14 protein-coding genes are annotated in these 18,021 nt (G+C 72.0%); 8 read left to right on the top strand and 6 right to left on the bottom strand.

The window, feature by feature from the left end; all coding sequences use genetic code 11:
- Window positions 1–235: 235 nt before the first annotated feature.
- The 4 genes from ACIBQZ_RS32020 to ACIBQZ_RS32005 all read left to right on the top strand — a co-directional run bounded on the left by ACIBQZ_RS32020 (window position 236) and on the right by ACIBQZ_RS32005 (window position 7,330).
- Window positions 236–3,385 carry a cyclic nucleotide-binding protein gene (locus tag ACIBQZ_RS32020; protein WP_396092553.1) on the top strand — a complete coding sequence of 1,050 codons (3,150 nt, stop codon included), beginning with the start codon at window positions 236–238 and terminating at the stop codon, window positions 3,383–3,385.
- 304 nt (window positions 3,386–3,689) lie between these two features.
- Entirely contained in the window at window positions 3,690–4,613 is a 924-nt protein-coding gene (locus ACIBQZ_RS32015; protein ID WP_396092552.1) for a hypothetical protein, read from the top strand.
- 55 nt (window positions 4,614–4,668) lie between these two features.
- Window positions 4,669–5,868 carry an ABC transporter ATP-binding protein gene (locus tag ACIBQZ_RS32010; RefSeq protein ID WP_396092551.1) on the top strand — a complete coding sequence of 400 codons (1,200 nt, stop codon included), beginning with the start codon at window positions 4,669–4,671 and terminating at the stop codon, window positions 5,866–5,868.
- A gap of 82 nt (window positions 5,869–5,950) precedes the next feature.
- The gene (locus ACIBQZ_RS32005; protein WP_396092550.1) at window positions 5,951–7,330 is read left to right on the top strand and encodes a chitinase; all 1,380 of its coding nucleotides are present in this window, start codon (window positions 5,951–5,953) and stop codon (window positions 7,328–7,330) included.
- 28 nt (window positions 7,331–7,358) lie between these two features.
- On the opposite strand, the gene ACIBQZ_RS32000 is transcribed toward ACIBQZ_RS32005, so the two are convergent.
- The gene (locus ACIBQZ_RS32000) at window positions 7,359–8,558 is read right to left on the bottom strand and encodes a serine hydrolase domain-containing protein (protein ID WP_396092549.1); all 1,200 of its coding nucleotides are present in this window, start codon (window positions 8,556–8,558) and stop codon (window positions 7,359–7,361) included.
- A gap of 1,396 nt (window positions 8,559–9,954) precedes the next feature.
- On the opposite strand from ACIBQZ_RS32000, the gene ACIBQZ_RS31995 reads away from it, so the two are divergent.
- Window positions 9,955–10,791 carry a patatin-like phospholipase family protein gene (locus ACIBQZ_RS31995; protein ID WP_396092548.1) on the top strand — a complete coding sequence of 279 codons (837 nt, stop codon included), beginning with the start codon at window positions 9,955–9,957 and terminating at the stop codon, window positions 10,789–10,791.
- The gene (locus ACIBQZ_RS31990) at window positions 10,791–11,855 is read left to right on the top strand and encodes a 1-acyl-sn-glycerol-3-phosphate acyltransferase (RefSeq protein ID WP_396092547.1); all 1,065 of its coding nucleotides are present in this window, start codon (window positions 10,791–10,793) and stop codon (window positions 11,853–11,855) included. The genes ACIBQZ_RS31995 and ACIBQZ_RS31990 overlap by 1 nt, the downstream gene beginning before the upstream one ends.
- Window positions 11,856–11,877: 22 nt before the next feature.
- Here the strand turns inward: ACIBQZ_RS31990 and ACIBQZ_RS31985 are convergent, their stop codons facing one another.
- The gene (locus ACIBQZ_RS31985) at window positions 11,878–12,642 is read right to left on the bottom strand and encodes a hypothetical protein (RefSeq protein WP_396092546.1); all 765 of its coding nucleotides are present in this window, start codon (window positions 12,640–12,642) and stop codon (window positions 11,878–11,880) included.
- A gap of 200 nt (window positions 12,643–12,842) precedes the next feature.
- On the opposite strand from ACIBQZ_RS31985, the gene ACIBQZ_RS31980 reads away from it, so the two are divergent.
- Both ACIBQZ_RS31980 and ACIBQZ_RS31975 read left to right on the top strand, forming a co-directional pair.
- The gene (locus ACIBQZ_RS31980; RefSeq protein ID WP_396092545.1) at window positions 12,843–13,136 is read left to right on the top strand and encodes a 4a-hydroxytetrahydrobiopterin dehydratase; all 294 of its coding nucleotides are present in this window, start codon (window positions 12,843–12,845) and stop codon (window positions 13,134–13,136) included.
- Window positions 13,137–13,214: 78 nt separating this feature from the next.
- The gene (locus ACIBQZ_RS31975) at window positions 13,215–14,360 is read left to right on the top strand and encodes an FHA domain-containing protein (protein WP_396092544.1); all 1,146 of its coding nucleotides are present in this window, start codon (window positions 13,215–13,217) and stop codon (window positions 14,358–14,360) included.
- Here the strand turns inward: ACIBQZ_RS31975 and rocD are convergent.
- The 4 genes from rocD to ACIBQZ_RS31955 form a co-directional block, all read right to left on the bottom strand.
- Entirely contained in the window at window positions 14,357–15,571 is a 1,215-nt protein-coding gene (gene rocD / locus ACIBQZ_RS31970; protein ID WP_396092543.1) for an ornithine--oxo-acid transaminase, read from the bottom strand. The genes ACIBQZ_RS31975 and rocD overlap by 4 nt on opposite strands.
- Window positions 15,564–16,376: a dimethylargininase gene (gene ddaH / locus ACIBQZ_RS31965; RefSeq protein ID WP_396092542.1), complete on the bottom strand. Its 813-nt coding sequence runs from the start codon at window positions 16,374–16,376 to the stop codon at window positions 15,564–15,566. The genes rocD and ddaH overlap by 8 nt, the downstream gene beginning before the upstream one ends.
- A gap of 281 nt (window positions 16,377–16,657) precedes the next feature.
- The gene (locus tag ACIBQZ_RS31960) at window positions 16,658–17,287 is read right to left on the bottom strand and encodes a hypothetical protein (RefSeq protein WP_396092541.1); all 630 of its coding nucleotides are present in this window, start codon (window positions 17,285–17,287) and stop codon (window positions 16,658–16,660) included.
- A 118-nt stretch (window positions 17,288–17,405) separates the two neighbouring features.
- The gene (locus ACIBQZ_RS31955) at window positions 17,406–18,014 is read right to left on the bottom strand and encodes an ATP-dependent Clp protease proteolytic subunit (RefSeq protein WP_396092540.1); all 609 of its coding nucleotides are present in this window, start codon (window positions 18,012–18,014) and stop codon (window positions 17,406–17,408) included.
- Window positions 18,015–18,021 lie beyond the last annotated feature (7 nt).

The following is an 18,021-nucleotide window of genomic DNA, read 5'->3' as shown; positions in this document are numbered from 1 at the left end:
CCGGCGCCCGGCCCCCCCACACACCCCCGCGGGCGCCGGGGGGCCCCGGGGGCCCCCCCCCCCCCCCCCCGGGGGGGGGGCCCCCCCCCCGGGGGGGGGGCCCCCCCCCCCCCACCGCACCTTTTTGTCTAAAATGTGTGATATCTCCCTGCGATTGGCTTATCGGGGGCTCGCCTTTCGCCCGGCCGACCGCCTAGTCTCCATTCGCCATAGCGAAGTGGAAGGTCGACCCCCGTTGACTTACGTCGAGACCCGGATGAGTGTCTGGGAAGCCCTGGCCGGTCGCGCGCCGGGTGAGCCACTCGGACCCGCCGACCCCGGACTCTGGGGCGCGGTCGTCGAGCGGCTCAACCCCGCCCGGGCCCGGCCGGTGCTGCGTGCCGGGATCGAGGCCGCCGAGCTGATCAGCGTGCGGGGCTCGGCGTACGTGATGCTGCGCTCGCCCGACGACAGCGGCCGCGCCTGCTATCTGCGGCTGACCCCCGACGAGTGGCAGCTCGCGCTGATGATGGACGGCACCCACACGGTCGCCCGCCTGGTCGCCGAGTTCGCCCGGCTGGCCGGCCGGCTCGCCCCCGACCAGGTCCGCCGGGTGGTCGCCGACCTGGCCGGCAACCGGATGCTGGACGAGCTGCCGGTGGACGCGTTCCGCCCGTTGCAGGAGCTGGAGCGCCAGCCGCTGCCCAAGCGGGTCGGCAGCGGGGTGCTGGCCGCGGCACGCGGGCGCCGGATGCTGGTCTTCGACATCGACGGCGTGATCTCGGGGCTCTACCGCGCCGGCGGCCGGCTGCTCTTCACCAAGGCCGCGGCGATCGTCATGGCGGTCTTCGCGGTGGCCGGGATGGGCCTGTTCGTGGCCACCTGGTGGCGCGGCAGCCAGGCGGTCTTCCTGACCGGCGGCTCCTACCTGCTCGGCGCGGTCGTGCTGCTGCTGCTCAACGTGCTCGCCCTGGCCAGCCACGAGCTGGGCCACGCGCTGGCCACCAAACACGCCGGGAGAGAAGTGCCCGCGGCCGGCGTGCTGGTCTACTTCGGCATCCCGTCGGTCTTCGTCGACACCACCGACGTGTGGATGGCCGGCCGGCGCGCCCGGATGCTGGTCACCGCGGCGGGCCCGGCCACCGGCCTGGTGCTCGCCGGGTCGATCCAGCTGGTCGGGCTGGCCGTGCCGGCGCTCGGGCCGCTGGCCTTCAAGCTGGCCTTCGCCTGGTATCTCAACGTGCTGTTCAACCTCAACCCGCTGCTCGCTCTCGACGGCTACTACCTGCTGATGGACTGGCTGGAGATCCCGAACCTGCGGGGACGTGGCCTGGCCTGGGTGTCCAGCCGGCTGCGCGGGCGCCCGCCGTCGTGGGCCGGGCTGGACCGGGAGGGCCGGATCGTCGCCCTGTACGGGGTGCTCGCGCTGCTCTGGGTGGCGGTCGCGGCGAATCTCGCGTACCGGATCTGGGCCGACCGGGTCGCCGGGCTGGCCACCGGTCTGTGGCACAGCGGGTTCGCCGCCCGGCTGCTGCTCGTGCTGGTCGTGCTGGGTCTCTGCGCCCCGCTGATCTACCTCGCCGTGGGCCGGCTGGCCCGCTGGTGGCGGCGCTGGCGCGAACGGTCCGCCGAGAAGCGCCGGGAGGCCGACGCCCCGCGCCGGCTGGCCGCGCTGCGCAACTCCGACCTGGGTGGGCTGCCCGAGCACGCGCTCGCCGGCCTCGCCGCCCGGGCCCGCTGGGTGCGTCCGCCGTCCGGCACCCAGCTTGTCGTGGCGGGCAGCACGCAGCAGAGTGTCTACGTCGTGGTCGACGGCGCCGTCCAGGCCCGCAAGCCCGGCGACCCCGGCGGCACCATCCGGCACCACGTCGGCGCCGGTGGGGTGGTCGGGCTCGCCAACGCGCTCACCGGCCGGGCCACCTCGCTGGACTGGCACACCGCCGGCACCACCCTGCTCTCGGTGCCCACCGCGACCGTCGCCACGGTCATCGGCCCGCTGCCCGGCCCGCCGCCCGCCGACCGGGCCGAGGCCGAGGCCCTGTTCGCCGACACCCCCGCGCTGTCCTGCCTGGCCGGGGACGAGCGGCTTGCGCTGATCGCGTCCGCGCACCCGGTGGACCTGGAGCCGGGCGCGCCGGTCATCCTGCAGGGCCCCACCCACGCCGTGGTGGTCGAGTCCGGCGTCATCGCCATGCCCGACGGCGTCGAGCTGCGCCGCGGCACGCTGGTCGGCCCGGTCGGCGACGGCAACCCGGGCATGGTCGCGCAGGCCCGGACCCCCGTACGGCTCTGGATCATCCCGGACGCCTCCGACCTGCCGCCGCTGGTCGGCCGGCCCGGCACCATGGCCGGCGGTCCCACCGGCAGCGGCCCGGCCGCCGACGGCGTGCACTCCGCCGGGGTCTACCCGCCGCTCGCCGTGCCGCCCGGCCCGCCGGACGGCACCGAGGACCCCGAGGTGGACCGCCGCTTCGAGCGCCGGATGTGGTGGCTCGTCCTGCTGCTGCTCCTGCTCTCGCTGCTGCTCACCGCGGTCAACTTCGCCCCCGGCCCGGCCTGGGCCGAGATGCCCACCAACCGGGCGCTGCTGACCTCGGACCGGGGCACGATCACCGTGACGGTCGACGGCCGTACGGTGACCGTCGCCGAGGGTGACCGGCGCTACCTCAACGAGGGTTCCCGGATCACCGTGCCGGCCAAGGCCACCGCCCGGCTGACGTTCCAGGGCGGCTCGGCCACGCTGTTCTGCGCCGGCTCGCAGGCCCAGCTGGGCCGGCTCTACACCGACGCCGGCCGGCAGCGGGTGCCGCACGGCGCGCTCTCGCTGGAGGCCGGGCGCCTGCTCGCCGACACCGCCAGCACCAGCGGCGCCTACCAGCCGCTCGCCCTGGCCGTTTCCCGCCCGGCGGGCGCGGTCACCAACAGCGGGGATTCCTGGTACGCGGTCGAGCCCGCCGGCCTGACCGTGGCCACCGGTCGCGTCTACGTCGCCGGCACCCCGAGCCAGCCCACCGGCACCGACCTGAGCTGCGGCGACGGCGTCAAGGTGGAGCCGCCGGCCGGCTCGCCCAGCCCGGCGCCGAGCGACCAGCCGCTGCCGTCGGATCTGCCCAGCGTGGTGACCCCCTCGCCGACGCTGAGCTCGCCGCCGCCGACCGAGGAGACGGACGGGCCGGAGCCCACCGTGGACCCGATCGACCCGACCACGCCGGACGACCCGGCACCGACCACCACCCGGGCGACCACCCGGCCCACCACGCCGGCGACCACGCCCCCGCGGACGACTCCGCCGACCACCACCCCGGCGCCGACGCCGACCGCCACCCGGACGACTCCGCCGACGACCCCTCCGACGACGCAGCCGTCGCCGACCGTTCCCACCACACCGCCGATCATCATCGGCTGACGAGAGGACATCCGTGCTCTGCTGGTTCTGCGCCAAGGCGGCCCGAGGGACCTGCCGGTTCTGCGGGCGAGGGGTCTGCGAGGACCATGCCCGGTTCGGGCCGTACCTCCTTCAGGTGAGCCGTTCGCTCGTCCGGGACCGGGCGGAGGCGCTGGTGGTCGAGGACGCGGTCCAGTGCGGCACCTGTCGGCCCAGGCCACAGCCGGTGCCGATGCCGGAGCTGGACTGAGTCCGGCGGCGGCCCGCCGGTACTGACCGGGTCGCCGATGGCGATCGCTGGACGCGGGCTCCTACCGTGGTGGCCATGAGTGACTTCGACGAGGTGCTGGAGCGACTGCTCACCGACCCGTCGTTCCCGGCCCGGCTCGCGGCTGACCCGGCCGGGGCGCTGGCCGGCTACGACCTGGACGCCGACGAGGCCGACCTGCTGCGGCAGCAGGTCAGCAGCGAGTCGGGCGCGCAAGCGGCGATGGTGGAGGACCGGGTCACCAAGTCGAGCACGTTCGGGCTGTTCTCCTCGTTCGGCATCGGCGGGATGGGCGGCGGGGCGGCCCGGGAGGGCTTCGGCTCGGCCGGCGGCGGGATGTCCCGGGAGGGCTTCGGCTCGGCCCCCGCGGACGGCTTCGGTCCGTCCGGGTCCGGCGCCGAGCTCGGCGCGGCCTCGACCGGGCTGGGTTCGCCCGCGCTCGGCGAGTGGTCGGAGTTCGGCTCGGCCGCCGGGACGGCGGCGACCGCCGCGGCGGCCGGTCTCGACTCGGCGCCGGACGCCTGGGGCACCGGCGGCGCCGACATGTCCGCCCGCTCGGGCTTCGGCTCGGCGCCCGGGCTCGAGGACGGCCCGGCCCAGGACGGTCCCGACATGGACGGCCTGCCGGCGGTTTCCGCCTTCGGTGACGCGCCGCGCAGCGGCCTCGGCGGCGCCGGCGAGGCGCAGAGCGGGCTGGGGGAGCCCGAGCACCTGGCCCCGCCCAAGGGCTACCACAACCGGGTCGACGCGGACGGCGACGGCAGCATGGACAAGGCGACCTACCGGGGGCGCGAGGGCGGCGGCGCCGAGATCCGGGTGGACCTCAACGGCGACGGCCGGGCCGACTTCGTGGGTGTCGACAAGGATCTGGACAACCGGGTCGACTTCGCCGACTACGACAAGGACCACGACGGCGTCTTCGAGAAGCGGATGTTCGACGACGACGGCGACGGATTCCTCGACCGGACCGTGCTGCAGTAGGACCCGTACGGCAAAGCCCTGGCATTGATGGTCACCGACCCCTCACCATGGGGGCATGGTGGCGATCACCGCGCGCGAGCTCACGAAGACCTTCGACGACGTCGTCGCGGTGCAGGGCGTTGACCTGGAGGTGGCACCGGGCGAGTTCCTGGTGCTGCTCGGGCCGACCGGCTGCGGGAAGTCGACCCTGCTGCGGATGCTGGCCGGGTTCGAGGAACCGACCTCCGGCACGGTGCTGTTCGACGGCGTACCGGTCACGGAACTTGACCCCCGGCAACGGGACATCGCGATGGTGTTCCAGAACTACGCCCTCTACCCGCACCTGACCGTCGCCCAGAACATCGGCTTCCCGCTGCGCCTCAACCCCGGCCCGGCCTCGGACGTGGCCGCCCGGGTCGCCGCGGTGGCCCGCAGTGTGGGCATCTCCGACCTGCTCAGCCGCTATCCCGTGCACCTGTCCGGCGGCCAGCAGCAGCGGGTCGCGATGGCCCGCGCGCTGGTCCGGCAGCCGGCCGTGTTCCTGCTCGACGAGCCGTTGTCCAACGTGGACGCGAGCGCCCGGGCGGCGCTGCGGGGCGAGATCGTGGCGCTGGCCCGGCGGCTCGCGGTGACGACGGTCTACGTGACGCACGACCAGACCGAGGCGATGAGCATGGCGGACCGGATCGCCGTCCTGCGGCTCGGCGTGCTGCAGCAGGTGGGGCCGCCGGCCCAGGTGTACGCGGACCCGGACACCCTGTTCGTGGCGGCGTTCCTGGGCATGCCGCGGACCAGCCTGCTGGAGGCCGCGGTGTACGCCGACGCCGGCCGGGTGGTGCTGGACCTGGGCTCGCAGGTGCTGGAGCTGCCGGCCGGCGACCCGTGCACCGAGCGGCTGGCGGCACACCACACCGAGCGGGTGACGCTGGTGCTGCGGGCGCTCTCCCGGGAGCCGCGGAGCATGTCGCTGCACGGCACGGTCCGCGAGGTGGAGAACCTGGGGCACGAGTGGCTGGCGCACGTCGACGTCGGCGGGGTGCCGAGCATCCGGCTGGACGCGCCGGCGCCGCCGCCGCGGTCCGTCGCGGCGAGCACGCCGTACGGGTTCTATCCGGCGTACGACCTGGTGGAGGCGCCGCCGATGGGCGAGGTGATGGTGCGGATCCCGGTGCCGGGCCGGGTCAGCGTGGGTGACGAGCTGGACGTCGGCGTGGGGCCGGCGGACCTGCTGCTGTTCGACCGGGCCGGCCGGCGGATCCGGTTCACCGAGGCGTGAAAAAAACGTTCACTGGACAGGAACAGTTAACAGTCCTAATAATTGGCCAACTGTCGATATCCCGACGTGGAGGCCACCCCCCATGCGCCGTTCACTCATCCTCGCCGCCACGGCCGTGCTCGTGGCCACCGGCTCCACCGTCTACATAGCCTCCTCCGCCAACGCCGCCGTCGCCTGTGCGCCGGCCTGGAGTGCCTCGGCGATCTACGTCAAGGACAACCAGGTCTCGTACCAGTCGAAGAACTACACCGCGAAGTGGTGGACCACCAACGAGGTCCCGACCGCCAGCGGGCAGTGGGGCGTCTGGGCGGACAAGGGCGCCTGCGGAGGCGTGGTCGACCCGACCACCCCGCCGCCTTCTCCCACCACGCCCCCTCCCACCACGCCTCCTCCCACCACGCCCCCTCCTACTACACCCCCGCCTCCCGTGACCGGGCTCCCGAAGCACGCGCTGATCGGCTACCTGCACGCCAGCTTCCTCAACGGCGCGGGCTACCTGCGCCTGGCCGACGTGCCGGCGGACTGGGACATCATCAACCTGTCCTTCGGCGAGCCGACCAGCGCGACCTCCGGTGACATCCGGTTCAACCTCTGCCCGGCAAGCGAATGCGCGGGCGTGGAGAGCGAGGCCGACTTCATCGCCGCGATCCGGGCGAAGCGTACGGCGGGCAAGAAGGTGCTGCTCTCCATCGGCGGCGCGAACGGCCAGGTGCAGCTCACCACGACCGCGGCCCGCGACAAGTTCGTGAGCTCGGTCAGCGCGATCATCGACAAGTACGGCCTGGACGGCGTGGACATCGACTTCGAGGGCCACTCGCTGTCGCTGAACACCGGCGACACCGACTTCAAGAACCCGACGACCCCGGTCATCGTCAACCTGATCAGCGCGCTGAAGTCACTGAAGGCCCGGTACGGCGCGACCTTCGTGCTGACGATGGCGCCGGAGACGTTCTTCGTCCAGCTGGGCTACCAGTTCTACGGCTCGGGCCCGTGGGGCGGCCAGGACCCGCGCGCCGGCTCGTACCTGCCGGTGATCTACGCGATGCGCAACGACCTGACCGTGCTGCACGTCCAGGACTACAACTCGGGCTCGATCGTGGGCCTGGACAACCAGTACCACAGCATGGGCGGCGCGGACTTCCACATCGCGATGACCGACATGATGCTGACCGGCTTCCCGGTGGCGGGCAACACGGCGAACATGTTCCCGGCGCTGCGCGAGGACCAGGTTGCCTTCGGCGCCCCGTCCTCGGTGAGCGCCGGCAACGGGTACGTCGCACCGGCGGCCGTGCAGCAGGCGGTGACGTGCCTGGTGAAGGGGAGCAACTGCGGCGGCTACACGGTCCGCAGCGGCACCAACCCGAACTTCCGCGGGCTGATGACCTGGTCGATCAACTGGGACCGGTTCTACAACTGGGAGTTCCGGACCAGCCACGAGCCGTTCCTGAACGGGCTGGGCTGAGCCGCGCCGCGCGTGGCGGTCCGCGGGCTCAAGCGAGAGCGTTGTGGACCGCCACCCGGTGGGTGTCCGGGTCGGACCAGCTCCAGTTCGGGTGCGCCCGGTTCGTCAGGAGCACCACCACCATCCGACGGGCCGGGCTGACCAGCAACGACGTGCCGGTGAACCCGGTATGGCCGAACGTCGCGGGCGCGGCGAGCCGGCCCATGAACCAGGACTGGTTCAGCTCCAGCCCCAGCCCGTGGTCCGCCGTACGGTTGGGCCGGTCCGCGTCGATGGCCTTCTTGCCCTTGTTGACGTTGGTCAGGGCGGCCTGCAACACCTCGGCCGAGAGCAGCCGCTTGCCGTTGTAGGCGCCGCCGTCGAGCAGCAGCCGGCCGATGACGGCGACGTCTTTCGCCGTACCGAAAAGCCCGGCGTGCCCGGCCACCCCGCCGAGCCGGTTGCAGACGTCGTCGTGCACCGTGCCACGGAGCAGCCCCCGCGACGAGCGGGCGTCGGTCGCGACCAGGCGTTGCTTGTCGGCCACCCACTTCATCGGCTGGAAGCCGGTGTCCTTGAGACCGAGCGGGGTCAGCAGGTTGTCCCGCAACGCCTTGTCCAGAGACTTGCCGGTGAGCTTCTCGACCAGCCGGCCCAGCACCATCAGCCCCACGCTGGAGTAGCGGAACGTGGTCCCCGGCACCCCACCCTTGACCAGCGGCGTGGCCAGCACCGCCTGCCACCGGGCGGTGTTGTCCGCCAGCCCGGTGACCTTGGCGCCGACAGGCAGCGCGGAGGTGTGCGCCAGCAGCATGGCAATCGTGATCTTGCCCTTGCCGGCGCCGGTGAACTCGGGCAGATACCGCTGCAGGGGAGCGTCCAGGTCAACCTTGCCCCGGTCGACGAGCTGAAGCACCAGCAGGGCGGTATAGACCTTGGTGAGCGAGGCCAGATCGAAGATCGAGTCAGGCCGCATCGGTACGCGCTTGGCCGCGGCCAGCTCAACCGGCCCGGCCTTGTACCGCAACGCATGCCCAACCGCGGCGTGCAACGTGGTCTGCCCATCAGCCACCACCAGCGCCACCGCGCCGGCGTATCCGGGATGCCTCGGGTTGTCGGGGGTGGGCTTGAGGTACTTGGTGAGGGCGTTCTGCACCCGAGCGGCGTAGGCGGGCGGCGCGGCGGCCCGGGTCTGCGCGGGCGTGGGTCTGGCGGCACTGCCGACGGTGGTGGAAGGGGCTACCGGCACCTGCTCCGCCACGGGGACCGCGGAGGGCGCCGGCTCAGCCCAAACGGGCCCGGCCCGCTCGGCACACCCGGCGAGCGCAACGGCCGCAGACGCCAACCCACCCGAAAGCACGGCCCGCCGACTGAACGCCACGGCAGTGATGATGGCACGCCCCACCCCACCTCCAGAACCCCAACCAGCCCAAACCCCGGCCCCCGCCTCATCCCCGCACCGAGTCCAGCGCCCCCCACCATCGCTACCCGGCCTCGGCGCTCGGCCTGCGCATGGGCAGACAAGATAAGCCCACAAATGTGGCACGACGGATACACGCCATTTCGGCGATAGGAGCCAGTGGTTGGGGGTTGGAACTCCGGGGTCGGGTCGGAGTCGCGATCGGGATCACTGCCACAGCTGGAGTGAGGCGCCACGCCAGCCACGCCACCTCGCGCCACGCCACGTCGCGTCGCCTGGCGTCACGCCACGCTACGCCAGCCACGTCACGTCACGTCACGCCACGCCACGCCACGTCGCGTCAGCCACGTCGCGTCGCGTCGCGTCGCGTCACGTCACGTCGCGTCACGAAGCTGGTGGAGGTGTGGTGCGCTCGACTTCTCGCCGTGTGGCCGTCGCGGCCTCGGCGCAGCCCTTCCTGCAGATCTTGGTGAGCTAAAACGATCCAGCGGAGCCACATCGCTACAAGGTCCACTACTCGCGCCCCTTTCCTCCTGATATGAAGCCCGCCGCCTCCGCTACTGCCACACGCCTCCCAGAGGTCAAATCCCCTCATGTCCAATTAAAACGGGTATCTGCTGGAGCGCGCGGGTCGTGATCCGGAAATGGCGAAAGTTGAGTGGTGCGGAGCTGACCAGCGCGCTACAAGATCCACCAGGATGCCCATGTCCTGCCCGCCGACAGCCTTGATCGGGGTGATGGCCGCGGCCTGCGGTCATGATCATCGAGGCAGGGCACGGATAGCTTGAGTGATACCTGGCGCCCGCCGGGCTGGTTACCCAACGGCGTGTGTTCCGGCCACGACAGTCGACCGCTACAGCCGCGTGAGTCATCTCCCGCCCAAGCCCACAATCCACCCAGCCGGCGGTGGATGGAGGTGATGCGTCCAGCTGGCGGTGGATGGAGGTGATGCGTCCAGCCGGCGGGTGGATGGAGGTGATGCGTCCAGCCGGCGGGTGGATGGAGGTGATGCGCCCAGCCGGGGAGGTGGAGGTCATGCACTCAGTCGGCGGGTGGAGGTCATGCACTCGGCCGGCGGGTGGATGCCATGCAACCAGCTGGAGGGTGGAGCCATGCAATCACCCTGCGTTCGGCGGGAGCGACGGTCAGTGCCATGCAACCACGCACGACATCCAGATCTTGATCTTGATCTTGATGCGGATGCTCCCCGTGACACGATGAGCGGATGCGGAGTCCGGTTGCTTTTGTGCTCGGTGGCGGTGGTGTGCTCGGTGCTGTGCAGGTGGGCATGTTGCGTGCCCTCTTCCGGGCCGGCTACCGGCCCGATGTCGTGATCGGCACCTCCATCGGTGCAGTCAACGGTGCCCTCGTCGCCGCCGATCCCTCCGAGGCCGTCACCGAGCGGCTGGTTCGGCTCTGGTCCTCGCCCGAGGCTGCCGAGGTCTACGGTGACTCGCTTGCTCGCCAGCTTCGGCGTTTCGCCGCCCGGACCCATCTGCATTCGCCGATGCCTTTGCGGCGGCTGCTCATCGGTGAGCTCGGGGATCAGGCCACCTTCGCCGATCTCAAGGTGCCTTTCCGGTGTTGCGCCGCCAGCATCGAGCGGGCCGCTGAGCATTGGTTCGACAGTGGTCCGCTGGTGGATGCCGTGCTTGCCTCGTCGTCCGTGCCGGGGCTGCTGCCGCCGATGGAGATCGGTGGGGAGCATTTTGTCGATGGGGGGATCGTCAACTCGATTCCGATCGGGGAGGCTGTCCGGGTCGGCGCCAAGCTGATTTTTGTGCTTCAGGTCGGGCGGATCGAGCGGCCGCTGGTTGCGCCGAAGCGGCCGTGGGAGGTGGCTCAGGTGGCTTTTGAGATCGCCCGCCGGCACCGGTTCGCCCGGGATGTTGCGTCGTTGCCCGACGATGTACGGGTGCATGTGCTGCCGACCGGTGGTGGGGAGAGCCGCGACGACTCGCCGTGGGCGTACCGGGACATGGCTGCGGCCGGTCGCCGGATCAGCCGGGCCTACACGGCCTCGCGGCGTTATCTGGCCGCCGACGTCAATCCCGGTGCCTGATGCTGCCGCCGGTCTGGGTCCGTCGGCTGGTCATCGCCCCTGCCGTGGTTGTGCTCTCGGTTGCGTTGCTGGCCACGCTGCCGGTGTGGCTGCTGCTGGCGCTCGCCGCGTCGCCGCTGGCGCCGGGGCATCTGCGGGTGCCGCGGCTGGTTTTCCTGGCCATCGCCTACCTGGTCTGGGACGCCGCGGCGCTGGTGTGCCTGGCCGTGCTCTGGTTCGCCTCCGGGTGCGGGTGGAAGATCCGCAGCCCGGCCTTCCAGCGCGCCCACTACGTGCTCACCGGCTGGTTCCTCGATGTGCTGTTCTGGCTGGCCAAGTGGTCGCTGCACCTGACCATCGAGGTGGTCGGCACCGACCCGGACACCGGCATGCCGGGGCGCCCGGAGGTCGTGGTGAGCCGGCACGCGGGGCCGGGTGACTCGTTCGTGCTCATCCACGGGCTGGTCAACTGGTTCGACCGGGAGCCGCGGATCGTGCTCAAGGCGACGCTGCAGTGGGATCCGGCCGTGGACATCCTGCTCAACCGGTTGCCGAACAGGTTCATCTCGCCGGGCCACACCCGGACCGCGTCGCTGGCGCAGGAGATCAGCGAGCTGGCCACCGGGCTGGACGACAACGACGCCTTCGTGATTTTTCCGGAGGGGGGCAACTTCACGCCCCGGCGGCGTACCCGGGCGATCGCGTTCCTGCGCGCCAAGGGCCTGGAGGACATGGCGGTCCGGGCCGAGGGCCTGCGCAACGTGCTGCCGCCGAAGCCGGGTGGGCTGTTCACCGCGATCGACGCGGCGCCGGACGCGGGGGTCATCTTCGTCGCGCACACCGGGCTGGACCGGATGGTCACGGTCCGCGACGTGTGGCGCGAGCTGCCGATGGACAAGCAGCTGGTGATGCGGTTCTGGAGCGTGCCGCCCGAGGAGATCCCGGCCGACGAGGAGGAACGGGTGGTCTGGCTCTACGACTGGTGGGCCCGCATCGACGCCTGGATCGACGAGAACCGGCCGCAGTCCCGCCCGCTGGGCACGGACTGGACCGCGCGCCGGCACACCGGGGCCCAGGCGCGCTGAGTGCGCGCCCGGGCCTCCGGGGTCAGCCGCCCAGGCTGGTGTACAGGCTGTCCGGCGCCTCGGTGGTCTCCGTGGCGGCCGGCTTCTTCGCCTCGACCGTGGTGCCGTAGTCGGTGTAGAGCACCTCGAGCGGCTGGGCCTGCTGGCCGTTGACCGCCGGCAGCTGGATGGTCAGCGCCGACAGCCGGCCCTGCTCGTCCAGGCCGGCCGTGAACGGCACGTTCTGCGCCTGCGCGCCCCAGGTCTTGACCAGCGTCGGGTCCACGCCCGCCACGTTGGCCGCCTTGGTCAGGTCGAGCGTGCCCTCGTAGCTGCGCGGGGTCACCTGCCGTACGTCGGTGGTCGAGGTGAGCAGCTGCGCGGTGTTGGCCGGGTCGATCTGGCCGGGGCGCAAGCCGACGTTGGCGCCGGCGGGCAGCCGGGACACGTCGACGTGGGTCCAGGTGTCACCCTTGGTCACGCCCGGCACCTTGACGTAGAGGTCCTGGCCGACCAGCAGCGTCTTCACGGTGATCTCGGTGTTCGGGCCGGTGGCGGTGAGGTCCGCGGTGCCGGTGCCGTTCGGGGCGTCCATCAGGCCGGTGAGCTTGAGGCCGGGCCCGGAGGTCATGGTGACCTTGAAGCTGGTGGTGCCGAGCGCGGCGGTGGCCGAGGCCAGCGCGGCGGTGGCGGCCGGGTCGGCGGTGCCCGCGCTCGCGGACGCGCTGGGCGTTTCCGAGGCCGGGCCGGCGCTGGGGGTGGTGGTGTTGTCCGCGCAGCCGGTCACCGCGAAAGCGACCGCGGCCATAGATACGAGGCCGAGTCCGGCGAGTCGTGGCGTCCGCATGTGGGTCCTTCCTTTGCCCTGCCGCGTCCGGGGGTGACGACGGTCGGTGCCTGGTTTGCCCGATGGGACTGCCGCGCAAACGGACACCTGGCCGGGGCCCCCGCGCGACATCCAGCTCAAGGCATCGTGGCCGGGGAGCGTACGGGCACTAAGGTTGACTCATGGCTGACCTGCTCGACGCCGATTCCGTACGCAGTGCCGTGGCCGTCCTCGACGGCTGGGAGGGCGGACCGGACGCGATCGTGCGCACCGTCGGCCTGCGCAGTTTCCCGGCGGCGATAGCAGTCGTCGACCGGGTCGCGAAGGTCGCCGAGGAGATGGACCACCACCCGGACATCGATATTCGCTGGCGCACGCTGACCTTCCGGTGTGTCACCCATGCGGCCGGCGGCGTCACGACTCGTGACATCGCGCTCGCCAACCGCATCGACCGGATCCTGGCCGACGCGTCCTGAGCCCCTGATTCGCGGCCCGGCGGCACCAGACGGCATGATGGCCGGAGGTAGCCGCACGCGTACGTACAGGGAGGCCCCGTGAGATTCGAGGTCAGTAAGGTCCTCGACGCCATCGAGGCCCGGCTCACCACCGACCCGGCCCTGGCCCGTGCCGTGGTCGACCTGTCCGAGATCGTGCGGTATGCCGACCTCGACGGCGGTCGCCCGGCCAGCATGCTGCGCCTCGGCCTGGTCATCGACGCGCTGGGCCGGCACGTCTCGGAGGAGAACGTCCCGGTCTACGCCGTGGTGCCCCGGGGCCTGCTCTCCGACGCCGACCTGACCTCCAACGAGCGCATGGTGGTCCGCCGCTGGGCGGACGACGGCGTGGTCGAGGTGGTCCCGCAGCTCGACGACCGGGTCTACGAGGTGGCCGAGCTGCTCGGCCTGCCGGTGCTGACCCGGGCCCGCGGCGAGCAGTTCCGGGACCGCCGCCCGTGGGTCGAGGAGCCGGGCCGGCTGCTCGCCGCGGTGCCCGGCGCCGGCGGCCCGGTGCTGGTGGCCCGGGTCGGCCGCGGCGAGATCCCGGCCGTCGGCGAGCCCTCGCCGGTGGGCCAGCAGCTGCTCGCCCGGCTGTGGAGCTGCCCCGAGTCCAACTGCGTCGCGTACGGCTCCGGCGGCGACCCGGACAGCCCGTTCGCGGACATGCGCAAGGTGACCGCCCCGGTGGCGCAGCCGCCGCCGTCGCTGCGCTCGGGCGCGCCGACCTGCCCGCGGCACGGCACCCGGCTGCGCGACACCGGCGCCCGCCCGGCGGTCGAGGTGCTCTCGGTCCGGATCGACGGCGTGGTGCGGCAGCGCTTCGTGGTCTCGGCCGACAAGCCCGTGGTCGTCGGCCGCGCCCCCGAGGGCGGCGGCGTGATGCTGGGCCAGTGGCTGACCGACGACGCCCGCAAGTGGATCAGCCGCGGCCACGTGCGGCTCGCGCTCAACGGCGGCGAGCTGACCGCCCAGGACGTGAGCACCAACGGTACGGGCATCCGCCCGAACGGCTCGCTGGACGACGACGACCGGATCACCCTGAACCGCGACGAGACCCGCACGCTGGCGGCGAACGACATGGTCGAGCTGTACGCGGGCGTGAACGTCGGCCGGGCCAAGCTCTGGTCCACCGGAGGCGTGACCCAGCCGTCGTCGGTCATGGCCGAGGCGCCGACCATGGCCATCCGCAAGTTCGAGCGTTAGGCGCTGAGGATGGCTCGCAACTGAGCCACCGCGTACTCCAGGTCCTCCTCGGTGACGACCAGCGGGGGCGCCAGCCGGATCGTCGAGCCGTGCGTGTCCTTGGCCAGGATGCCGCGCTCGGCGAGCCGCTCGACGGCCTGCCGGCCGGTCATCAGGGCGGGGTCGATGTCCACGCCGGCCCACAGCCCGCGTCCGCGCACCGCCAGCACCCCGTGCCCGACCAGCGCGGCCAGCCGCTCGTGCAGCAGCGCGCCCAGCCGGGCGGACCGCTCCTGGAACTCGCCGGTGGCCAGCAGCCGGACGACCGCGGCGCCGACCGCGCAGGCCAGCGGGTTGCCGCCGAAGGTCGAGCCGTGCTGGCCGGGCCGGAGCACGCCGAGCACGTCCCGGTTCGCCGCCACCGCGGACACCGGCACGATGCCACCGCCGAGCGCCTTGCCGAGCAGGTACATGTCCGGTACGACGCCCTCGTGCTCGATCGCGAAGGTCTTGCCCGTGCGGGCCAGCCCGGACTGGATCTCGTCGGCGATGAACAGCACGTTCTGGTCGTCGCAGAGCGCCCGGACCCCGGCGAAGTAGCCCTCGGCGGGGATGAGGACGCCCGCCTCGCCCTGGATCGGCTCCAGCAGCACGGCGACGGTGTTCGGGGTGATCGCGCCGGCCAGTGCCGCCAGGTCGCCGTACGGCACGATCCGGAAGCCCGGGGTGTACGGCCCGAAGTCGTCCCGGGCGTCCGGGTCGGTGGAGAAGCTGATGATCGTCGTGGTCCGGCCGTGGAAGTTGCCGTCCGCGACGATGATCTCCGCCTGCCCGTCCGGCACGCCCTTGACCTGGTAGCCCCACTTGCGGGCCACCTTGATGCCGGTCTCCACGGCCTCGGCGCCGGTGTTCATCGGCAGCACCAGGTCCTTGCCGCAGAGCTCGGCGAGCCCGTGGCAGAACTCCGCGAACTGGTCGTGCACGAACGCCCGGCTGGTCAGCGTGAGCCGGTCCAGCTGAGCGTGTGCGGCGGCGATCAGCGCGGGGTGCCGGTGGCCGAAGTTCAGCGCCGAGTAGCCGGCGAGGAAGTCCAGGTAGCGGCGGCCGTCGACGTCGGTGACCCAGGCGCCCTCGGCGTCCGCGATCACGACCGGCAGCGGGTGGTAGTTGTGCGCGGTCCAGCGCTCGGCGTCGGCCAGCGCGGCGGGCGTCCGCAGGTCAAGATCAGTCACGGGTACGAACCTCCAGGGTGCAGCACTTCGGGCCGCCGCCGGCCTTGCGCAGTTCCGAGACGTCGACCCCGACGGTCTGGTACCCGGCCGCCTGCAGCGCGGCGGTGAGCGCGGTGGCCTGCACCGGCAACACCACGGTACGGCCGTCGCTGACCGCGTTGAGCCCCAGCACCTCGGCATCGGCCGGCGTGGCGAGGACCGCGTCCGGGAACAGCCGGCGCAGCACCGCCTGCGAGCCCGCGGAGAACGCCGACGGCAGGTACGCGATGTTGCGCTCGTCGAGCACGCACAGCGCGGTGTCGAGGTGGTAGTACGCCGGGTCGACCAGCTGGAGCGTGATCACCGGACGGCCGAAGACCTCCTGGACCTGCGCGTGCGCGGCGTGCGCGGTGCGGAACCCGGTGCCGGCCAGCAGCACCTCGCCGGCCAGCAGGATGTCGCCCTCGCCCTCGTTGGTGTGCTTGGCGTCGAAGACCTGGAAGCCGTTCTCGGCGAACCACGCCGCGTACGCCGGGGCCTCGTCGGCCCGCTCGGCGTCGCGGAACTGCACGGCCAGCACGTTGCCGTCGACCACGGTGGCGCCGTTGGCGGCGAAGACCATGTCGGGCAGGCCGGGCAGGGGCTCGATCAGCTCGACGGTGTGGCCGAGGCCGAGGAACGTCTGCCGCAGGTTCTCCCACTGGCTCACGGCCAGCGGGTTGTCGTAGGGCGCCGTCGGGTCCATCCACGGATTGATCCGGTACGTGACGGCGAAATGGGTGGGCCGGCACATGAGATAGCGGCGCGGGGTGGCGGTGGACGTCATGCGGCAACGCTATGCGTGAAGTACGGGCGTACGACCCGGATCAACCATGCGCACGGCGGCGGATCGTTGCGTGATCGGGGGTCGTCGCGGAGATTCGTTGCACGCACCGGGACGCACACGCGTCGGGGACGGCGAACCGCCGCCCCCGCACTACGAGGTGATCCCGTGCCGAATGAAGCCCGGCGCACCGCCGGTTGCTCCCGGGGCGGGAACGGCTGGTAACCGTCCCGGTTCCGGATGTCACCGACAGCGCATCGCCGCCGGTGAATGTCGAATACCCGTCAGAAGCGGTCGACAAACTGTGCGTCAAGCCACTCCCGGACGCTGACCACCGGCTGCATGTCGGTGCCGAGCCAGGAGAGCGAACCGGTCAGCGCGAGCACGCCGACCACGATCGCGGCCAGCGAGAGGACCATGCCGATCAGCGCGTCGGTCTTGCCGGCGATGTGCCGCTTGCCGGTGGCGTGCACGCCGCTGAGCGAGAGGATCAGGCCCAGCACGGCCAGGCCGATGCCGTAGCCGAGCAGCGGGCCGGAGAGCACCAGCAGGGCGGCCCCGACGCTGACGATCAGGCCGAGGGTGGCCAGCAGGCTGGCCCGCGGCTTGGGCCCGGCGACAACCGGCGGCTGCTCGATGGTCTTCTCGTCGGCGTCGCGCCGGGCGACCGGGCGGGGGGCCTGCAGGTCACGGCTCTTCAGGTCGTCACGGGTCTTCGGTTCGCTGCCGACGGCGCGCTGGTTGACCAGCGTGTCCTCGTCGGCGGGGCGGCGGCGCTCGACCACGGGCGGCGCCGCCGGCGGTGGGGCGACGGTGCCATCGGTGCGGGGGCGCACCGGGGCGGTCGAGCCGGCCGGTCGGCTATCGGTCTCAGCGGTGGTGTCGGACTGGCGGGAAAACGTCGGGAGTCTCACGTCAGCACCTCCTTCAACCTTCGGGGAATGCACTGCCTATACCCCGATGGCCGGCCGGCGACACAAACGCGTCGGCGGCGGGCGCCGGCAGAGCCGGGCACCCGCCGCCGGGAGCGCGTCAGACCAGGGCGGACGTCGCGTTGACGTCGGTCGCCTTGGTGATCACGTGGTCGACGATCCCGTAGTCCTTGGCCTCCTGGGCGGTGAACCAGCGGTCGCGGTCGGAGTCGCGGCCGATCTCCTCCGGGGTGTGCCCGGTGTGGAACGCGATCCGCTCGTTCATGACCGACTTGATGTGCAACATGCTCTCGGCCTGGATGGCGATGTCGGCCGCGGTGCCGCCGATGCCGCCGGAGAGCTGGTGCATCATCACCCGGGCGTGCGGCAGCGCATACCGCTTGCCGGGGGTGCCGGCGCAGAGCAGGAACTGCCCCATCGAGGCCGCCATGCCCATCGCGATCGTGGCCACGTCGTTCTTGATGTACTGCATCGTGTCGTAGACGGCCATCCCCGCGCTGATGGAGCCACCCGGCGAGTTGATGTACAGGGCGATGTCCTTCTCGCTGTCGGCCGCGGCCAGCACCAGCAGCTGGGCGCAGATCCGGTTGGTCACCTCGTCGTTGACCTCGCTGCCGAGGAAGATGATGCGCTCCCGGAGCAACCGCTCGAAGACCTGGTCGTCAAAGGATGCGCCACCCGCCCGCATCGCGATCTCGTCAACTCTCATGGACCCA

This window comes from Actinoplanes sp. NPDC049599, assembly GCF_044465625.1.
Taxonomy (GTDB): domain Bacteria; phylum Actinomycetota; class Actinomycetes; order Mycobacteriales; family Micromonosporaceae; genus Actinoplanes.
Note: the sequence above shows the minus strand (reverse complement) of the source record. Positions and strands in the feature narration are given on the sequence as shown.

Coding starts and splice junctions, on each gene's coding strand:
- ACIBQZ_RS31990 (WP_396092547.1), top strand. CDS start 10,791: ATGCTGCCGCCGGTCTGGGTCCGTCGGCTGGTCATCGCCCCTGCCGTG.
- ACIBQZ_RS32005 (WP_396092550.1), top strand. CDS start 5,951: ATGCGCCGTTCACTCATCCTCGCCGCCACGGCCGTGCTCGTGGCCACC.
- ddaH (WP_396092542.1), bottom strand. CDS start 16,376: ATGACGTCCACCGCCACCCCGCGCCGCTATCTCATGTGCCGGCCCACC.
- ACIBQZ_RS31995 (WP_396092548.1), top strand. CDS start 9,955: ATGCGGAGTCCGGTTGCTTTTGTGCTCGGTGGCGGTGGTGTGCTCGGT.
- ACIBQZ_RS31980 (WP_396092545.1), top strand. CDS start 12,843: ATGGCTGACCTGCTCGACGCCGATTCCGTACGCAGTGCCGTGGCCGTC.
- ACIBQZ_RS32015 (WP_396092552.1), top strand. CDS start 3,690: ATGAGTGACTTCGACGAGGTGCTGGAGCGACTGCTCACCGACCCGTCG.
- ACIBQZ_RS31985 (WP_396092546.1), bottom strand. CDS start 12,642: ATGGCCGCGGTCGCTTTCGCGGTGACCGGCTGCGCGGACAACACCACC.
- ACIBQZ_RS31955 (WP_396092540.1), bottom strand. CDS start 18,014: ATGAGAGTTGACGAGATCGCGATGCGGGCGGGTGGCGCATCCTTTGAC.
- ACIBQZ_RS32010 (WP_396092551.1), top strand. CDS start 4,669: ATGGTGGCGATCACCGCGCGCGAGCTCACGAAGACCTTCGACGACGTC.